General features: G+C 41.0%; 15 protein-coding genes. All 15 read left to right on the forward strand.

All coding sequences use genetic code 11. The features are described from left to right. Nucleotides 1-151 precede the first annotated feature (151 nt). Entirely contained in the window at nt 152-1,315 is a 1,164-nt protein-coding gene (locus CIK93_RS06080; protein WP_094446884.1) for a glycosyltransferase family 4 protein, read from the forward strand. Nucleotides 1,316-1,363: 48 nt separating this feature from the next. Further along, nucleotides 1,364-2,248, forward strand: a complete 885-nt coding sequence (locus CIK93_RS06085) for a DUF2334 domain-containing protein (RefSeq protein WP_094446885.1) — start codon at nt 1,364-1,366, stop codon at nt 2,246-2,248. Nucleotides 2,249-2,306: 58 nt separating this feature from the next. Further along, the gene (locus tag CIK93_RS06090) at nt 2,307-3,380 is read left to right on the forward strand and encodes a hypothetical protein (RefSeq protein WP_094446886.1); all 1,074 of its coding nucleotides are present in this window, start codon (nt 2,307-2,309) and stop codon (nt 3,378-3,380) included. A 2-nt stretch (nt 3,381-3,382) separates the two neighbouring features. Continuing rightward, a complete protein-coding gene (locus CIK93_RS06095; RefSeq protein WP_094446887.1) occupies nt 3,383-4,639 on the forward strand; it encodes a lipopolysaccharide biosynthesis protein in 1,257 nt (418 codons plus the stop codon). Nucleotides 4,640-4,644: 5 nt separating this feature from the next. Continuing rightward, complete coding sequence (locus tag CIK93_RS06100; protein ID WP_094446888.1) at nt 4,645-5,736, forward strand: EpsG family protein; 1,092 nt, start codon at nt 4,645-4,647, stop codon at nt 5,734-5,736. A gap of 12 nt (nt 5,737-5,748) precedes the next feature. Then, complete coding sequence (locus tag CIK93_RS06105; protein ID WP_094446889.1) at nt 5,749-6,819, forward strand: glycosyltransferase; 1,071 nt, start codon at nt 5,749-5,751, stop codon at nt 6,817-6,819. Between the two features lie 10 nt (nt 6,820-6,829). Then, nucleotides 6,830-7,213, forward strand: coding sequence for a glycosyltransferase family 2 protein (locus CIK93_RS06110; RefSeq protein WP_094446890.1), 384 nt, complete (start codon nt 6,830-6,832; stop codon nt 7,211-7,213). A gap of 289 nt (nt 7,214-7,502) precedes the next feature. Then, entirely contained in the window at nt 7,503-7,799 is a 297-nt protein-coding gene (locus CIK93_RS06115; protein WP_144007579.1) for a hypothetical protein, read from the forward strand. 50 nt (nt 7,800-7,849) lie between these two features. Continuing rightward, nucleotides 7,850-8,839, forward strand: coding sequence for a glycosyltransferase family 2 protein (locus tag CIK93_RS06120; protein WP_094446892.1), 990 nt, complete (start codon nt 7,850-7,852; stop codon nt 8,837-8,839). Between the two features lie 20 nt (nt 8,840-8,859). Beyond that, on the forward strand, nt 8,860-10,146 hold the full coding sequence (locus CIK93_RS06125; protein WP_094446893.1) for a hypothetical protein: 1,287 nt from the start codon (nt 8,860-8,862) through the stop codon (nt 10,144-10,146). A gap of 53 nt (nt 10,147-10,199) precedes the next feature. After that, a complete protein-coding gene (locus CIK93_RS06130) occupies nt 10,200-11,027 on the forward strand; it encodes a glycosyltransferase (protein WP_094446942.1) in 828 nt (275 codons plus the stop codon). A gap of 46 nt (nt 11,028-11,073) precedes the next feature. Further along, nucleotides 11,074-12,171 carry a nucleotidyltransferase family protein gene (locus CIK93_RS06135; RefSeq protein ID WP_094446894.1) on the forward strand — a complete coding sequence of 366 codons (1,098 nt, stop codon included), beginning with the start codon at nt 11,074-11,076 and terminating at the stop codon, nt 12,169-12,171. Between the two features lie 18 nt (nt 12,172-12,189). After that, entirely contained in the window at nt 12,190-14,532 is a 2,343-nt protein-coding gene (locus CIK93_RS06140; protein WP_094446895.1) for a hypothetical protein, read from the forward strand. A gap of 9 nt (nt 14,533-14,541) precedes the next feature. After that, entirely contained in the window at nt 14,542-16,965 is a 2,424-nt protein-coding gene (locus CIK93_RS06145) for a hypothetical protein (protein ID WP_094446896.1), read from the forward strand. Next, nucleotides 16,946-17,638: a hypothetical protein gene (locus CIK93_RS06150; RefSeq protein WP_094446897.1), complete on the forward strand. Its 693-nt coding sequence runs from the start codon at nt 16,946-16,948 to the stop codon at nt 17,636-17,638. Before CIK93_RS06145 ends, CIK93_RS06150 begins: the two co-directional genes overlap by 20 nt. The last annotated feature ends 32 nt before the right edge of the window (nt 17,639-17,670 follow it).

Below are 17,670 nucleotides of genomic sequence, written 5' to 3' on the forward strand. Positions count from 1 at the left end.
TATATACATGCTTCCCGAATCATTATTATCCGGTCCTTGTGGTATCTTAGTCTCTATGGTTTTGTGTCTGGTTATCTCAATAATTAGTTATGAGTTGGTTCTCAAACCGATAAAAAAAACATTTTCACCGAAGTAATATATTTTTAAACATATGAGTAACAAACGTATATCTATATTTGTAAACGCGAGCCCTCTTAGCAATAAATATTACCCCTTGTTAGAGAAACTTGGGGATGATTTGTGCTGTTTTTACGGAACGAGTATAGGACGGAAACAAACTATTCCTAGTGATTTAAAATGTAAAGTAAACACACCGGGAATCGGGTTGAAGTTGTTTAACCGTTTATTATCCCATTTTCTAAAGTTATTCCGACTACCCTTATACTACGAATATTGGATAAATGTCCGTATTTTGGACGCTCTATATTCACGTAAAGTTGCATCTGACGATTCGAGTATTGTTTACATAAATCCTCTTTTCAGAAAAACGGCAGAAAGGGTTAAGGCGACAGGAAAGACATTAGTCGTAGAAGCAGCAAACTCAGATCCGGTAAGGGAACATGAAAGAATAAAGGTTGAGTATGCTAAGTTTGGTATCAAACATCAGTATATTTATGGTAATCCTATGTACCGAGATACGTGTATTTCTTCATTAAAGTATGCAGACAAGATTGTAACTATTAGTGAAGTATCTCGCCAAACATATATTAATGCTGGCTACCCTCTTGAGAAGTTTGAACTTATACCATTGACAGGAACTGATTTCCCGATTCAACAATATCAAACAATAGAAGGTAGAGAAAAGGCATTTATAACAACATCTTTCCACAGTTTCATCAAGGGAACTCACCGTTTACTATTATCTTGGAAGAAGGCGAATATACAGGATATTCCATTATATGTCATAGGGACTATTTGTGAAGATATGAAAGAATTCATTGAAAAGTATGGCCCCTTTGATAATGTTATATATGTTGGGCATCAATCTAATTTGCCAGAGTGGTATAGTGCGCGTGACGCAGTAGGCGCCCTGCTCTCTCTCTCAGAGGGAGCAGGGCGCGTGACCCCGGAGATGATGTCGTTTGGCTTTCCTATGATAGTGTCTCCAGACGCAACTTGTGATTTGATTAAGGAAGGAATCAATGGATTTGTTATTGAAACAGAGGATGTAGATTCAGTAGCTTCTCGTCTTAAGTGGTTCGCTGACGACTGGAACCGAGTTCATGACATGAGAAAAAATGTTTTGGATACTGTGAGAAGTAGAACTACTAGAGATTGGTCGATAGATGTGGCGAACTATTTATTGAGCCTCTGAAACCATTTGCATGAAACTTAAACACTGGTTAATAATAATAATAAATGTATGAAGTTTATCTTAAGAGACGATGATATAAATTATCACTATAGTGCAGAACAATTAGCTAAGTGGTATGATGGGATTACGGATATTTGTCCTGTATCAATTTGTATTCCTGCTTTCATTAAGGGCGATTTTTTCAAATGGGTGGAAATCTTCGAGAGTCATACACCGTATGATGAAAATGAGTGGTTAAAAACTGGCGTTCCATATAAACTGGGTGACAATAAAGAACTTGTGAAATATATCAAGGGCTTAATCGAAAATGGGAAGGCAACTATATCCATGCATGGCATCCATCATAGAAACGAAGAAATGGATATGCCCCCAGTGGCGAATAACTTCATAAGAGGTGCAGAATTCTATACCAATAATGATTATACGAGTAAGCTAAAAGAGGCAAAAGAATATTTGGAGAATTTGTTTAAAGTTAAGATCTGCTCTTTTTCACCTCCTCAGAATATGATAAATTTAAACGGATTGCGGGCAATACGAAACAACCACTTGTCACTATGTGCTGACTTAATACGTTCTCCTCGTATGCCTAAGACTATGGTGGAGTTCTATGGACTGGCTGGAACGATAAAGATTCTCTATTATAGATTTGCATTAGGCCATCAGTATCCATATATTATTCACCATAAGGGTATTGACTTAATCGGGCATTGCAGGTTACAACCAGGTAATAACTATGATGAGATTATAAACTCGTTTAACTATTGCTACAAAAAAAATGGTGTATTTGTGCTATCAACCCATTCTTATGGTTTCGACACGCAAATGGCGGATGGCTCAGGCACGATGAAAGAAACGTTAATGAGGGTGTTGAATGTTGTTAAGCAATATCCTAACATAGAGTATACTACCCTAAATGATATTTTTTGCAAATAATTGCTTGAGTTACGCTTCATGGAGTAATATTTATGATTCATGATACGAGGAAATAATCATGTATAAAGTACTTTTATTGGGAGAATTCAGTTCTCTACACAATTATTTAAAACAAGGATTACTCGCTTGCGGTGATGTGGAGGTGACCCTTGCTTCAAATGGTGACGGCTACAAAAGAATAGGTGGGGCAGATATGCCCTTACCTGAATGTTCGAGCAAGTCATTATTCAGGAGGTTGCTATACTATTATAATTACCTTAAGGCTATTAATAAGCTAAAGGGGTTTGATATAGTTCAGATCATTAATCCTTCTGTTATTCCTTACATTATAGGAAAAAGAGTTGTTCAAAAATTAAAGAATAATAATAGTAAAATTTTCTTAGTCTCTGGTGGAATAGACTATGCTCTTGTCAAGGCTTATCTGGAAGGTAAATTTGACTATTATGTATTTGATGCCATGCCAGAAGTCGTGCCTTCTTATAGTACAAAGAGCTTTATTGGAAGATTAAGGGTTGGTTATGAGAATTATTTAACGGCTACCGTTGATAAAGTAATCCCCATCTTGTATGAGTATTCAATCGGTTACAAAACTGAGGCTATTTCTTCTGTGGTGCCTGTTCCTATCAATGTTACAAAGCTTGAATATAGTGAGAATATACCAGGTGATAAAATAGTATTCTTTCATGGCTTAAATGATGAAAGAAAGAAGGGTACTAAATATATTAAGGAAGCGCTTGAAAGATTAAAAAGGAATTATCCCGAAGACGTTGAAGTGATAATAGATGGAAAGATGCCTTTTGATGAGTATGTGAAAGTGCTATCTAGGACTAATATTGTTATCGACCAGTGTATGTGCTATGGTTATGGCATTAATGCCTGTATCTCCATGGCGCAAGGGAAAGTGGTGATGGCAAGTGCAAGACCAGAAACCCTTCAAGCTTTTGGGGTTGAATCAAGTCCTATAATTCATATTAAACCTGATGTGGATTATATATATGAAAAACTGGAGCGTATAGTCATTAATAGAGCAATGATTCCAGAGTGGGGCAGGTTGTCACGCAAATATGTTGAAGACATTCACGATATGAATAGAATTGCAGATATGTATATGCATATCTGGAAGAATAGTTGATTATGTTAAAAAAGAGTATCTGGGTGGTACTAATACAATTCATAGGGGTTCTGCTCAGTTTTGTAACTTTATATTTTATAGTTGGTGATATGACCCCAGAGGTTTATTCTCTGGTGGGCACATATACCGTTATATTAGGTGTTGTTAATACATTCTCTCATCTTGGCATTGAAACAGTGATGATGAGGGAGACTTTATATTGGACTGAACATAATGATACGCAAAAGGTTGTAGAGTACGCTACTCAATCGATGTTCTCAAGAATTTTTGGATATATCATTTTACTACCATTGCTTCTGATTTATATATTCTATATTGATTATACAAAATACGATCATCAGTACCTGTTCCTATTATTTATGTTTTTAATAGGCGCACTAGCCAGTACGCTTAATGATTGTATGTCGTTGATTGTAAGGTCAAAAGGAGGATATGTCTTTGCTCAATTCGCGAAAACGCTGAATAACAGCATAGTGAAAACATTTGGCTTGATATTATATTTAAAATTTGGTGCAGCAGTTTATTTGTATTTCTTCAGTTTATCTTCCGTTCCCTTATTTATTCTTTTCTACTTATACGTACATAAGTCGTTCTCATCCAATTTTATCCAATTTAAACCTATGCTTAAGAAGGTTTGGGAGTCCCGTTTTCTATGGCTGAGAACAGATCTGGATTATTTCAAGAATTATGCGGACAGCATCCTTGTTTCAATACTGTTTCCAGCGCATATTATGGGTATATATTCGCTTTATAAAGCCCTGGAGAATATGGCAAAGGATTTCATAGAAGGATTCTTTGATGTCCTTTCTCAGAACTTGGTGAGGTTTAAGGGTAACTATGAGAGACTGTGCAAGGAAGAAAAGAAATATAATATGATTAGAGCAGCGATATTGGGTGTTGTCGTGATTGTTGGTGTCGTATTTGCAATTTATTCTTCGCAGATTATTTCTATATGTAATCTCTCCAATTACGATCATGCAGCAGAACTTGTGCAGTGTGTTTTTATCGTTGCAATAATATATATACTTGGTAAGTACGAAATTAATATTCTGGCATTTTTTGCCTCTTCAAAACTGAATTTTAATCTTACGGTTTTAATATCTGTAATATCAATAGCAGCTTTTGGTGCACTGTATTTTATTCCTTCGTTATACGGAGCTTTGTTCCAGAGAATTATAGTTTATCTTACTACAACAGTTTTGTCTATTGCGTTGTTCAAGAAGTACAGGACTGAAGTATATACTCGCTTGTTTAAGTAGAAATAATGTATATTCAATATACTTTAATACTCACAATTCTTTTTTATCTTATGTATTGGGTTGCGACAAAAAATCCGCAGCCCATAAGGAATCCGTTTACACGTCGATTTGAGAGCAATCATTATGCGGTTCTTGTCCTGGTTATAATGGTTATCATGCTGTTTTTGCGAACCTTTGTACTGGCATCAAGTGTATCTGACATCCTGGGATATGAACGTGCACTGAACGATATTGACGAACTATCGTGGAGTAGTGCTATTACTGAAGACATTGGTGTTAGAATAGAGACTGGATACAGACTTCTTATGAAATTGTATTCTTGTCTAAGTACAGATATAAATGGTTTCCTTTTTATACATGCGTTAATATCTCAGATATTATTATATAGGATATTGAAAAGGTTTTCCGCAAGTCCTTTCATCTCTCTTACTATATATTTGATTGTTATGTTTTGCCCGTCAATTTATATATTGAGGCAATACTTGGCGATGTTGGTTTTGTTTAACAGTATTCCTTATATTATAGATAGAAAACCCTTACCTTTTATTATTTGTACGGTCATAGGTGTCAGTATTCATAATGTGTCCGTTGTATTCTTCCCCATTTATTTCTTGTATGGGATAAAAAGCAATTGGAAGTTAATATTGGCGCTTGTGCTTATTTTTGTAGGATTGAAGGTCTCATTTACGGCGGTATATTATTATTTTGGTGATGCCGTGTTCAGCGGTTTGTATGATACTTATTTGTACACGGACAAGTACGAGGGCTCAAATTATACGGAAAGTTATATTGACCTTTGTATTTTATTGGCGTATGTAGCTATAGCATGGAAGCATATTCTCGGCTCTGAAATGGATAAACTGTTGTTCATTGCTATGTGTATGGGCTTCTCAATATCCTTTGCTGGTACTTCATTACCACTGGTTGGACGATTGGCCCTTTATTATACTTTTGCGATGGTGTTAGTGATACCGAGAATTATGTCATATATTAATCCTTCGTTTATTAAATATGCTTTTGCCATTGTTGTCTTGGGGTTGATGTATATGGCATTCTTCAATGATGAAAATATGCATTCTTATCGATTAATATTCTAGTAAATAATAGCTATGAGATTAGCATTAGTAGCATACCTGCATGGAGCAGGAGGTGCGGAACGTCAGATTATTCTTCTTGGTAACGAAATGAAGAAAAGGGGGCATGATGTGCACCTTTTGATTCTTGCTGAGAATAAGTCTAACTATGATATTGCAGATGGTGTTCATATATATGATTTATCAGTAGTAGAGCATGGTGGTAAATTTGATATTATTAAGCGGTATTTCGCATTACGTAAGTGGCTTAAGAAAATTCATCCTGAAATAACTATTAATTATAATTTGCAGGGTGCTTATTTCTCAATGCTTCTCGGAAATAGAATCTGTGGCAAGATTTTATATTCTGAGAGGGGAGATCCTTATGACAAAGAATATTCTGGAGTTCTCGGTCATGTAAGGGATATTACTTGCAAAAAGGTTGATGCATTGGTCTTTCAGTCTGAAGGTGCAAGGGATTTCTTTGAAATTGGAGAGAAGCAGAAGGCAATTGTTATCCACAATTCTGTGGTAGTTCCGCAAGATAAATATCCGATACCCTCGGCAAGAGATAACCGAATTGTTACAGTTGGGCGACTGCACTCTCAGAAGAATCCTCAACTGCTTGTTGATGCTTTTGCCTTGATAGCCGACATATATCCAGATATGACACTTGAGTTCTATGGTGATGGAGATTTAAAAGAAGAAATCCAATCGATAATTAATAGTAAGGGACTTTCAGAACGCGTGCATCTGCATGCAAGCCGAAAGGATATTTTTGATTGCATTCGCACAGCACGGCTTTTTGTGTTAACCTCAGACTATGAAGGTATGCCTAATGCATTGATGGAAGCTATGGCCCTGGGATTGCCTTGCATATCGACCGATTGCAGACCGGGTGGAGCAAGAACGCTGATTAAAAGTGGCAAGAATGGAATAATCGTACCACCAAGGAATGTAAATGCTCTGGTAGATAAAATGATGTATATGCTTGAAAACCCACGAGAAGCTGAACTCATGGCAATAGAGGCTTATAAAATTGGTACAACTCATACTAATGTAGTTACCTTTGATAAATGGAATCAATTTCTAATCTCAATTCTTTAATGGTTAATTTATGAATCCTTCAATATCAGTAATAATCCCAGTGTATAACGCTGAAAAATATGTCAGTAGGTGTATAGAGAGCGTGCAAGCTCAGGCGTACTCCCATTGGCAGATGATTCTCGTGGATGAAGGATCGAAGGACAAGAGTCTGGAAATTTGTCAGAAGTATGCTGGTGCAGACAATCGTATCCATGTGATACATCAAGAGAATGCAGGTCCTGGTATAGCTCGCAATGTGGGGCTTGAATGCGCTAAGGGCAAGTATGTGGTCTTCATCGACTCTGACTACTATATTGAGAAGGATTATTACAAACTTCTTTCACAGCACGATGAGGATGTGGTGTACATTGACGTTCGTAACGTTGATGAGGATGGCCGTGTGCTCAAAGAATAGTATATGTCCAGCAATAAACGACTTTCGCTCGACTCGATACTTCGCAGGCAGATGACTGGAAGTATTATTTTTTGGGGTAAGAAAATGTCTTAAACTCAGCGTTTTACAAGATAATAATATAAAATATACAAATCATAAGATAGGCGAGGAAGCATTATATAGTTTCCAAGCGTTGTGGTATGCAAAGTCAGTAGCTTTCATTGATCAGCCTCTATACAATTATGTGCAAAGAGGCGATAGTCAATCGCACCTCAAAGTGGATGATCCTTGGGGAGGTGTTGCAAAGGCAATGAAAGTAAAAGTGACAGAAATGGGGCTTTATCCCAAATTTTCCAATACCATCAACGCATTCTTCTTGACAGCATCGGTTGCATCTGCCAATTGTCTTACCAAAAATTATCCGTTTACTACATACCTAAAAAAAGTTAGAGAATGTAGATGTCGGTTAAGTGAAACAATTGATAGAGACTATCCAATAGACAAAGAGAATATGAGCCGGAAGGCTTGCATTGTGGGGTGGATGCTCCAACATGAGTTTTATACTCCTATTTGGATATTGGCTAAAGCGAGAGAGAAAATTGGATAACTGAATCAAACCATGCTTCCAGTCTTAGCAATGAAATCAATATTGGAAGTATGGAAAAAATTTCAGTTATTATCCCTGTATATGGGGTTGAGAAGTATCTAAACAGATGTGTAGAGTCAGTAGTAAATCAGACTTACAAAAACTTGGAGATTATCCTTGTAGATGATGGAAGTCCTGATAACTGTCCAAAGATGTGTGACGAGTGGGCTTTGCGCGATGAGCGAATACGGACAGTCCACCGTGAAAACGGTGGACAGTCCTGTGCTAGAAACACAGGACTGTCCATCGCCTCCGGCGAATATGTCACCTTCGTTGATAGTGATGACTGGATCGCACCTGATACATATGAATATTGCATGAATCTTTTATACAAACATAAAGGTGCAGATGTTGTTCAGTTTGACGTTATGCTTGCGTCACAATATCCAGTCAATATCATTGAAAAAGAGGAAGTTGTTAATTATTATAAAGACAAGGACATACTTGAATACTACATGGAATCCTCCACACGGAAAAGCGGTGGCTTTTCCGTGTGTAGGTGCCTCTTTGAGGCACCTACAGCAAAGCGTTACTCATTTCGTGAGGGTAAGATTAATGAGGATATGGATTATAAGTTTAAGGTGTTGAGAGATTGCAAAAAATGGGTGGTGTCTAACCAAGTGAAATACTTCTATTGGCAAGAAGGCAACAGCACTTCTTCTGGAAAACTTAAACCGAGAGCCTTGCAGCTTTATGAAGCGGTAGAGGAGCTAAATAAGTTGTGCCAGCAAGAGAATTATGGAAAGATTGCCTATTTAGGAAAGGTGAAACTTGCCCGAACTCCTTTTTCCTTGTTGTCTCGTATAGCAGTTTGGGGAGTCGAGGCAATGGACGAGAAAGAGATTACTCAAAAACTGTTGAAAGAACATCGTAAAGCCCTTCCTACTTTATTGGGAGCACCAATACCATTTAGTAGAAAGGTACTTTCTGTGATGTTTGCAGTCAGTTTTCCATTTTCAAAATGGTTGCTTTCAAAGTTCAAGAGCAAGGTAAATGCATAACACTTTAAATCTAATACATTATGAGCATCGAACAAAAGATAAACTACCAGCTGAATAAATATCCGGCTGTGAAAAAAGTGATTAAGCGAGCTTACCAGTTGGGATGCTATACGGTGAGCAAGAAGATTAAGTCGGAAGGAAATATTGTGCGTGTGTCGCCTGATGACCCTGAGCATGAGTATTTCTTCGGCTATTACGACAAGAGTCCTTGGGATGCCACCATGCGGTATATGCTTTGCATGAGGGCGAAGGATACTTGGAGTGAGCCAGACCCTATGGGTACTGCAGATATTCTGCTGATTGATACGCAGAACGGCAATGCAGTCAGAAAGATTGCTACTACACATACCTGGAATGTGCAGCAAGGTTGTATGGCACAATGGCTTGGGCCTGACTTCAAGTCTCGAATTTTGTATAATGACCTCCGTGATGGCAAGTATTGCTCTGTGATACTGAATATCGAAACGATGGAGGAAAGAGTGCTGCCTATGCCTTGCTATACAGTTTCTGCCGATGGCAAGATTGCATTGAGCCTAGACTTTTCTCGTCTGCATTCTCTTCGTTTGGGCTATGGCTATGTTGCCTTGCCCGAACGGACAAAGGGTGTTGCACAGCCTGATACAACAGCAGTATGGAAAATGGATTTGGAGACCAGCGAAGTGACTGAACTGCTGAAATATACAAATTTCGCCAACTTTCAGCCAAGACCAGAGATGCAGGAGGCTGATAGTGTGCACAAGGTGAACCATCTGATGCTGTCACCAAATGGTAAGCGTTATATGGTGCTATATCGATGGTTCTGCGGTCAAAGGAAATATACCCGACTCGTGACTTGCAATGTAGATGGGACAGATATGTATGTACTATCAGATGACGACATGGTGAGCCACTGCTATTGGAAGAATGATGAGGAAATTATTGCGTTTGAAAGAAAGAAGGAGTTTGGACCCGGGTATTATTTGATGAATGACAAGACTCAGGAGTGGCAACACATCTGGCCGCAATTGAGCAATGACGGACACCCAAGCTATTGTCCCACAGACAATCATCTGGTGGTATTTGACACTTACCCAAGTCGTTCTCGCATTCAGGAGGTAAAGTTGGGATTAGACAATGATACCAAAGGCGATTCTGTACGAACAATTGCCAAAGTGTTTGCTCCTTTCAAATATGACAATGATACACGGTGCGACTTGCATCCAAGGTGGAGCAGGGACGGGAAGAAGGTATGTTTTGATTCGGTATTTGAAGGACACAGAGGGTTATACGTTGTAAATGTTGAGAACGAACACGAATTGCACGAATAACACGAATATACTTTTGTTGAACCCGAATGGCCGCGAATGGTCACGAATTTGACATGAATAATACAATTGCGGTAATATTACCGGTATATAAGAAAGACAAGATAGAGTATTTGCGATTGGCGGTGGAGAGCATCGTGATGCAGAGCTACAGGGACTATCATCTGTACGTTGGTGTGGATGGGCCCGTGGGAGAAAATTTGGAGGACTACCTTAAGCATTTAGAGAAACAGCAGCAAATATCGGTTGTCTGGTTTGAAGAAAACAGAGGACTGGCTTGTGTTCTGAATGACTTGTTGGACATTTGTTTTAAAGAGGGGTATGAGTATATTGCCCGTATGGATGCAGATGATATTTCGCGGACTGACAGGTTCGAAAAACAGATGGCGTATCTGGAGTCGCACCCTGAGATTGATGTGGTGGGTGGTGCCATCAACGAGATAGATGAAGAGGGGAAGAATAGAGGAAAAACAATTGTTTATCCTGCCGGGCCTAAAGAGTGCCGTGATTTCTTCTCGAAGCGTAACCCTCATGCACATCCGGCTGTATTGTTCAGAAAGTCTTTTTTTGATAAACTGAACGGCAAAAAATACCGCCCAGAATATCGTCAGAACCAAGACACAATGTTGTGGTTTGATGGAATGATGGCGGGTACGCAGCACGCCAACATCCCCGATGTGGTGCTTAACTTCCGAATGACGGATACGATGTTCAAGAAGCGCAGGAATGGATGGGCATTTGCTAAGAAGCAGTTTAAGGATCGCTTGATGATTAACAAGGACCTGGGTTATGGTTTCGGAGCGGATGTGTATGGCTTTGCCATGTTCTGTATGTTGGTGTCGCCTGTGTGGGTGAAGAAGATTGCGTATCGGGTACTGCGGTAACGTTAACGTTAACCTTAACTGAACGTGAATAGCACGAATCTGACGAATGGATTTGTTTTTTGAGTTGATTCAGATAAGTCTCGGAAACAAGGAGACCTTTGATCGCATGCCATCTGACAAGGAGTGGCAAGCGCTTTTGGACTTAGCTAATAAGCAGTCGCTGGCCAGTGTACTCTTTATGGGATTAGAGAAGGTGCTGGAACAGCCTGGTGTAAACAAGCCATCTGTCCTGTTTGAATGGATCGGTGTGCATCAAACGACAACAACTCTTAACAAGCACCAGAATAAAAGGGCAAAGGATCTAACGGAGATATTTAGCAAACAGGGCTTCCGCTCTTGTGTGCTGAAAGGTCAGGGTACGGCTCTGTATTATGAGAAGCCGGAATACAGACAATGTGGCGATATTGACATTTGGGTGACGAAAGATGGAAAATGTAAGACGGATGATGTAAGAAGCGAGGTGTTGAGCTTTGCCTATTTTCGCAATCTCCATATTGGTCATGTTGACATCAAACATTCCGACATCAGTTTCTTTGATGACGTGCCAGTGGAGGTTCACTTTCTGCCCTCATGGATGTATAGTCCATGGACGAACAAGCGGCTTCAGCGATTCTTCAAGGAGAAGGCAGATAGACAATTCTCCAATATTGATGAACAACTCGGTTTTGCCCATACGACTATAAACTTTGACTTAGTGTATTCGATGGTACACATCTACCGCCATATCTTTTCTGAAGGAATAGGGTTGCGGCAGTTGGTGGACTATTACTATATTCTTCAGCGTTCTACTGAGGAACAGCGTAGTGAGGCATTCAAGACTCTTTGCAGCTTGAAGATGCAATCATTCGTAGGTGGCATCATGTGGATTCTAATGGAGTGCTTCGGTATGAACATCATGTATTCCCTTTGCCCAGCAAACGAGCGGCACGGTAAGTTCCTCCTGTCAGAAATTATGGCTGCAGGCAGCTTCGGTCATTATGACTCCCGCATCAAACAGATAGACCATGATAAGCGCTTCAAGCGTGGCTTCAGCCAGCTGAAGCGCAATCTCCACTTCGTGACCTACTATCCCTCTGAGGTGCTATGGTCACCCTTCTGGAAACTCTGGCATTGGTGCTGGAGAAAGAGGAAGGGGTATTTATAGACTTTAATACCAATAAAGATGATTGACAATATAAAATTTTATGCTGGTGAAGAAAATGGATTGGTGATAGAATCGAATTTGGAAGCTTCTATCTTCAATCGCCAGTATAGAAAAGCCTCCAGGTTGTTAGACTCGATAGTAAGTCACTATCGAGAGCAGTCCTCGAACATCATAGCATTCTGTGGCGACCGTGGCGATGGGAAGACCTCGGCAATGATGTCGTTCGTCAATTCTGTGGATAAGGGCAAATACGAGATATTGGAAAGCATCTCGCCCTCACACTTTGACGGGGAACACAATATTCTGGAGCTGGTGTTAGGGCAACTCTACGAGAAAGTGGGTGACAATGGTAATGCGAACTACTATCAAGAGCTGATGGACTGCTTTGCCGCTGTTGAGAGATGCGTAGCAGTGATGAAACCTAACAGTGAAAGTCTATACGACCGAATAGCGGCCATTCATGAGCTGTCGGCCAGTATGGACTTGAAGACGCATATAAATCGGCTATTTAAGACGTATCTGCGATGGACCAATAAATTGGAAAAGGAGGGGAAGATAATCATTGTCATAGACGACATGGACTATAACTGGTATGGTGCCTATACGATGATTAAGATGATAGAGAAGTATCTGCGGAGTCCTCACTGCGTGATAGTAGTATCGGTAAGGATAGAGCAACTGGCAGAACTGGTGAAGGTGGGCTTTGAGCGGGAGATAGAGAGAGCTGTTACAGACATCAACCTGAAGCAGATAGCCCAGAAGTATATCAGCAAAGTGATACCTATCTTCAACCGCATCGAGATGCCGAAAGTGAGGGACATTGTGGATAAGCCTCTGACGGTTTGGCAGGCACGTTGTGATGAGAATAACTCAGAGCAAAAGCCTCTTGAAGAGTTCAAGTCGGTAAAGGAGGGTGTGGTGAAGCTGATATTTCTGAAGACAAGATACCTGTTTTACAACGGGAAGGGCACCGTGTCGTTGATAGTACCGACAGATCTGAGAAGCCTCAGACAGTTGTTGGGTCTGCTGATGAGCATGGAGGATTTCAAAAAAGACAGCAAGGTACAGGAAGAACAGGACGACAATGAGGAAAGCAAGCGACTCTTCAAATACTACTTCTTCTATACATGGACACAACAATTGGACGATGAAGATCAGGCTTTTGCTGACAAGTTGGTGGATAATAACGATGCTTACTCCATCAACAAGTATGTGGTAAGGTATATGCAGCGATACTTGGATGCAGAGCAGAAAAAGACCTTTGCGAACCTGTTGCGGGCTGAGAACTATAGCTATAACATCACCATTGGAGATGTATTTGAGATGATGGACATGATAGAGCGGAATGCGCTGGACAACAAGAGCCGAATGATAGCGTTCTTCGTGAAAGCTTTCTATGGCATCCGCTTGTATGAGTATTATGATGAAGCGACTGCTTGCAAGACAGATATGAGTACACTGCACCCTGTAAGCAAGGAGGAAGATGACGAACAGGGACCGGAGATATTCAAAAACGACTCGTGGTTTAAGAATACGAACAGTTTGCAGCGATTTGTCAATGGCTCCTACTTCACCTACAAGCCCAAGCAAATCATGGAGTTTGAGACACATATGGGTGTAAATGACTATGAGACTTTCCCCTTGGACTGCTACTGTATTGATGCTGCCCGAGTAAGGGAATTCATGGAGAATATCACCAAGATGAAGGAAACGGAGCAGGACTATAGGAAGAGATGCCTGTTTGCGGAGTATCTGATGCTGTGCATATTGGCAGCAACGGATAATGAGATAGAGGTAGACGAACTGAAGAAGGACAATGCACAGCCGTCATATCTTACGCCTTTCAACGAAAATGACTCTTACTATGTGTTTGACATCCTGGCTCCGTTTGCCAACTTGATAAACGTGAAATACACATATGACCGATTTAGTTATGTAATGGGTGACTGGTATAAATTTGCCTGCGAAAACGACTGGACGATACTGGGCAGACTGAAAGCCGCCATGGATGCCAATGGAAACCACGAAGAATGCCAAGTGGCATCGGATGCCATTATCAGGAATGCGGAGGTGCTGACATCAGTAAGAGAGCGGGTACTTGGAAACCGGCGGTTGCTGAAGGACAAAAGCCATTATTTGAAAGAAGTGGCATCATTTTATGACCGGCTCATTAACTCGGAGATGAGGACATATCCACAGACGAGAGGTGAGAAGAATGTTTATACCATCAAGTTCAGATTCTTAGAGGTGCTGTCGGAAGTGCTGTGCGAGATAGATAATGATGAAAACACAAGTCTCTTGACGAATCACATAGACCAGTATATTGAGGACAATACTTCGGAGTTGGCAATGCTTAGATAAAAGCACCAAATGGACGTTGAGAAGATAGCTATACAAGCCATGTTCTATGACTATCCGATAAAGGCGGTCGTAGAAAATCTCATTGTGAGAGGTAACGGTGGTGACGGGAAGTGGTACTATAATACCATGGAACAGACGTTGCATGACCACCACACTACGCTCAATATGGGAGAGGCAAAGGCTATCAGTAATCTTGTAGAGAATAGTTGGATAGGTGGCATCAAACCGAATAATCTGACGACACCGTTGGACGGAGCATTCAAGGTGCTATTGCGTTGCGCAAATATTTTTCTGAACGAAGAAAATAACAATCTTTATGCCAGTTATAAGCATCTGCTGCGGTGGAATGGTATTACAAGACTGATAGGTGAGGACATGATGGCATGTATGTTTCTGGCCTATCAACATAAGAAGGAACTGAAGAGTTATGTCTGGGAAGACATACTGCCTTGTGGTGGGAAGGTGGCACAGACACTGAGCAGCGAAGGACTTTGTGATATTCATGCCCACTTAGGCGGCGCTGGATATCCTTTTATTCTGAACTGGATAGGACTAATGAATGGTGGCTTTGAGGATGATGATGCGCTGGAGGATATGGGCGAGCTGAAGGTGTGGAGCGTGATGGCGGCAAGAATACGCTATGCGCTGTACAGCTACTATTTAGATGGCAACAATAACGCCTTTGGCGAGCAGTTTTCCGATGACATGAAAGTGTTGGCAGGATTGGAAAAGGGTTTCCGATCAAGACGTTGCTGGGTGAAAACACTTGTGGAAATAGCTGTTCATAATGCGAAGAATACGACCGAAGGCTTGTCGATAGACTATGCCATTAGAAAAGACTTTGTTGATGACAAGTTACAGTCGCCCTATATGCTGTATCATGGAGAACGGAGATTGCTTTATCTCTTCTTTTGTGACTATCAGACTGGCAATAAGAAGGCGAGAAAGATTGCGCGATATGTGTATCTTTATTGTCTCATTAAGACTGCATTCAGGAGGCAATTGGTTATCGACCATTCACACCGTGGACTCTATTACTTTATGGACTTCAATCGTAGAAAGAACAGGTTTGTTCCTGACAGGCTGAAGGATGTGGCCATGCGTTTTGCCTATCAAACAAGTATCCGACCAGGAACGGAGGATGAACTGGAACTTCGAGTGAATGCTACTCCACATGAAATAGCGATGGTTGAAGGTGAGAGTCTGAACCGCAGCATCTTTGGCGATGCGGAATGGCTTGATAAGAAACAGAAAGGGAAGGTGGACTATGTGGTGCATTTGAGCAAGACATTTCAGAAAAAGAAGGTAGAAGAACCAACGCGTTTGTTGGTACATGACCTGCTGGAAAACCACTTGAGGGAAAAAGATACCATGAAAGAAAATAAAAACAAGAAAAGAATAAAATTGACCGGCTTTGATGCGGCTGGAGAGGAATTGCAATGCCGCCCAGCAGAGTTGGGACACTACTATCGTTATCTACGCGAAAGAGGGCACAGGAACTTCACCATGCATGTCGGGGAAGACTTTTATGACATAGCCGACGGACTGAGAGCTATTGACGAGACAATTGTGTTTCTTGGTGTAGAGACAGGATGGCGATTAGGACATTGTGTGGCAATGGGAATCGACACATACGATTTCTATCAGCGTAAGCATTGGGTGGTGACAATGCCCTGTCAGGTGATGCTTGACAATATGGTTTGGACGGCGATGACGTGTCAGGAAGAGAGAGTTGCTATTCCTCAGGCTTTAGCGGTGAGAATGGCAAAGGGCATCAAACAGCTCATGACACTAGTGTTTGGCAGTAACAGACCGAGCATGAATACCTATTACCACGCCATGTGGTTGAGAAGTGATGTAGCGGGAACGATAAGTGGCGGTGCACACCCTGCATGGGAGCGCACCATGAAATGCCAGCATGAGCGATGTGTGAAAAGTCGGGAAGACGGCAATGCGGTTAAGATTGCATACAAGATGCAGACGGATGCTGCCCTTAACACAAGGGGCAACGATGCCGTGAAATGGAAAATCAGCAGAGACTATATGCTGCTGATGAATAAACTACAGAAGGTGATGATGAAGCGGTTGGAGAAAATAGGTGTGACGATTGAGAGTAACCCAACATCGAACTTGATGCTCAGTACCATGGAGCGTTATGACGAGCTGCCGTTGTTCAGGCAGAATAGTCCATCGAGATTCTGGGGAAAGCATCTGCCTGTAACAATCAACACAGACGATAAGGGAATCTTCGCCACGTCCCTGTTGAACGAATATATGCTGGTGGCAAAGGCCATGAGCAAGCGTGAAGGTCTGTTGACGGAAAGGAAATGGAGCGACAAACGGATAGAAGACTACCTGCTGGCAACCATTTCACAAAGCCGACAGGCAAAATTTAAATGGAGCAACAACGAATATGAAGCCCACAGATATTAAATTCAATTTTGAGCAATCTCTGGCCACTATAGATAGCATACTGCATTCGGGTAGTGTGATACCACGACTTGGATCCTATTCTGCAGAGAAGTTGGGAGGGGCGAGAGGTGCCTTTATTGATGCAACAGTAATGGTTGTGGTGTTCGATGTTACGGGCGCGGAAGATGGGAATGTCGAGGACTATGCAAGAGTGTATGACATCCTGCTGACACAGATGTATGATTTGGTTGCCTGCCAGCCTTTATTGCTGTATTTCGACTGGGATGGTGAGAGACTGAGGGCTGTGTTTAACACGACCAAAAAGCCTCACATCGATGCGATGGTGGATGTGGCAGGAAGAATTATCAGCCTGACGGATGTCATCAACTACAAGATTCGTAAGGAAACTGGTATCAAATTTAAGGTCAGGACAGCAGTGGACTTCGGAAAGGTATTCGCTGTGCCAGTAGGAGAACAAGGAAGTCTGATGACCGGGAAGATATTCAGTGAAACGGAACATCAATTGAGCCAAGGTACAAAGAATGTAATATTATCGAATTTCATTTATAAGAACATGAAGGATGAATACAAATCATTGTTTTCTCCCATTGGTGTCTTCGCTACTGAATATGAAGCTGATATTGTGAATATAGGTATGAACAATTGGCTGAAGAAGCAGATTGGTAAATTGTAATATTCGTATGTTTACAGGACGGAACATCATTG

The sequence above is a fragment of the Prevotella sp. P3-92 genome (assembly GCF_002251205.1).
Taxonomy (GTDB): Bacteria; Bacteroidota; Bacteroidia; order Bacteroidales; family Bacteroidaceae; genus Prevotella.

What these genes read in the sequence shown, in the direction of transcription:
- CIK93_RS06095 (WP_094446887.1), top strand. Translation starts at nt 3,383, where the DNA reads ATGTTAAAAAAGAGTATCTGGGTGGTACTAATACAATTCATAGGGGTT.
- CIK93_RS06130 (WP_094446942.1), top strand. Translation starts at nt 10,200, where the DNA reads ATGAATAATACAATTGCGGTAATATTACCGGTATATAAGAAAGACAAG.
- CIK93_RS06150 (WP_094446897.1), top strand. Translation starts at nt 16,946, where the DNA reads ATGAAGCCCACAGATATTAAATTCAATTTTGAGCAATCTCTGGCCACT.
- CIK93_RS06125 (WP_094446893.1), top strand. Translation starts at nt 8,860, where the DNA reads ATGAGCATCGAACAAAAGATAAACTACCAGCTGAATAAATATCCGGCT.
- CIK93_RS06145 (WP_094446896.1), top strand. Translation starts at nt 14,542, where the DNA reads ATGGACGTTGAGAAGATAGCTATACAAGCCATGTTCTATGACTATCCG.
- CIK93_RS06135 (WP_094446894.1), top strand. Translation starts at nt 11,074, where the DNA reads ATGGATTTGTTTTTTGAGTTGATTCAGATAAGTCTCGGAAACAAGGAG.
- CIK93_RS06090 (WP_094446886.1), top strand. Translation starts at nt 2,307, where the DNA reads ATGTATAAAGTACTTTTATTGGGAGAATTCAGTTCTCTACACAATTAT.
- CIK93_RS06120 (WP_094446892.1), top strand. Translation starts at nt 7,850, where the DNA reads ATGGAAAAAATTTCAGTTATTATCCCTGTATATGGGGTTGAGAAGTAT.
- CIK93_RS06105 (WP_094446889.1), top strand. Translation starts at nt 5,749, where the DNA reads ATGAGATTAGCATTAGTAGCATACCTGCATGGAGCAGGAGGTGCGGAA.
- CIK93_RS06085 (WP_094446885.1), top strand. Translation starts at nt 1,364, where the DNA reads ATGAAGTTTATCTTAAGAGACGATGATATAAATTATCACTATAGTGCA.
- CIK93_RS06080 (WP_094446884.1), top strand. Translation starts at nt 152, where the DNA reads ATGAGTAACAAACGTATATCTATATTTGTAAACGCGAGCCCTCTTAGC.
- CIK93_RS06100 (WP_094446888.1), top strand. Translation starts at nt 4,645, where the DNA reads ATGTATATTCAATATACTTTAATACTCACAATTCTTTTTTATCTTATG.
- CIK93_RS06110 (WP_094446890.1), top strand. Translation starts at nt 6,830, where the DNA reads ATGAATCCTTCAATATCAGTAATAATCCCAGTGTATAACGCTGAAAAA.
- CIK93_RS06115 (WP_144007579.1), top strand. Translation starts at nt 7,503, where the DNA reads ATGAAAGTAAAAGTGACAGAAATGGGGCTTTATCCCAAATTTTCCAAT.
- CIK93_RS06140 (WP_094446895.1), top strand. Translation starts at nt 12,190, where the DNA reads ATGATTGACAATATAAAATTTTATGCTGGTGAAGAAAATGGATTGGTG.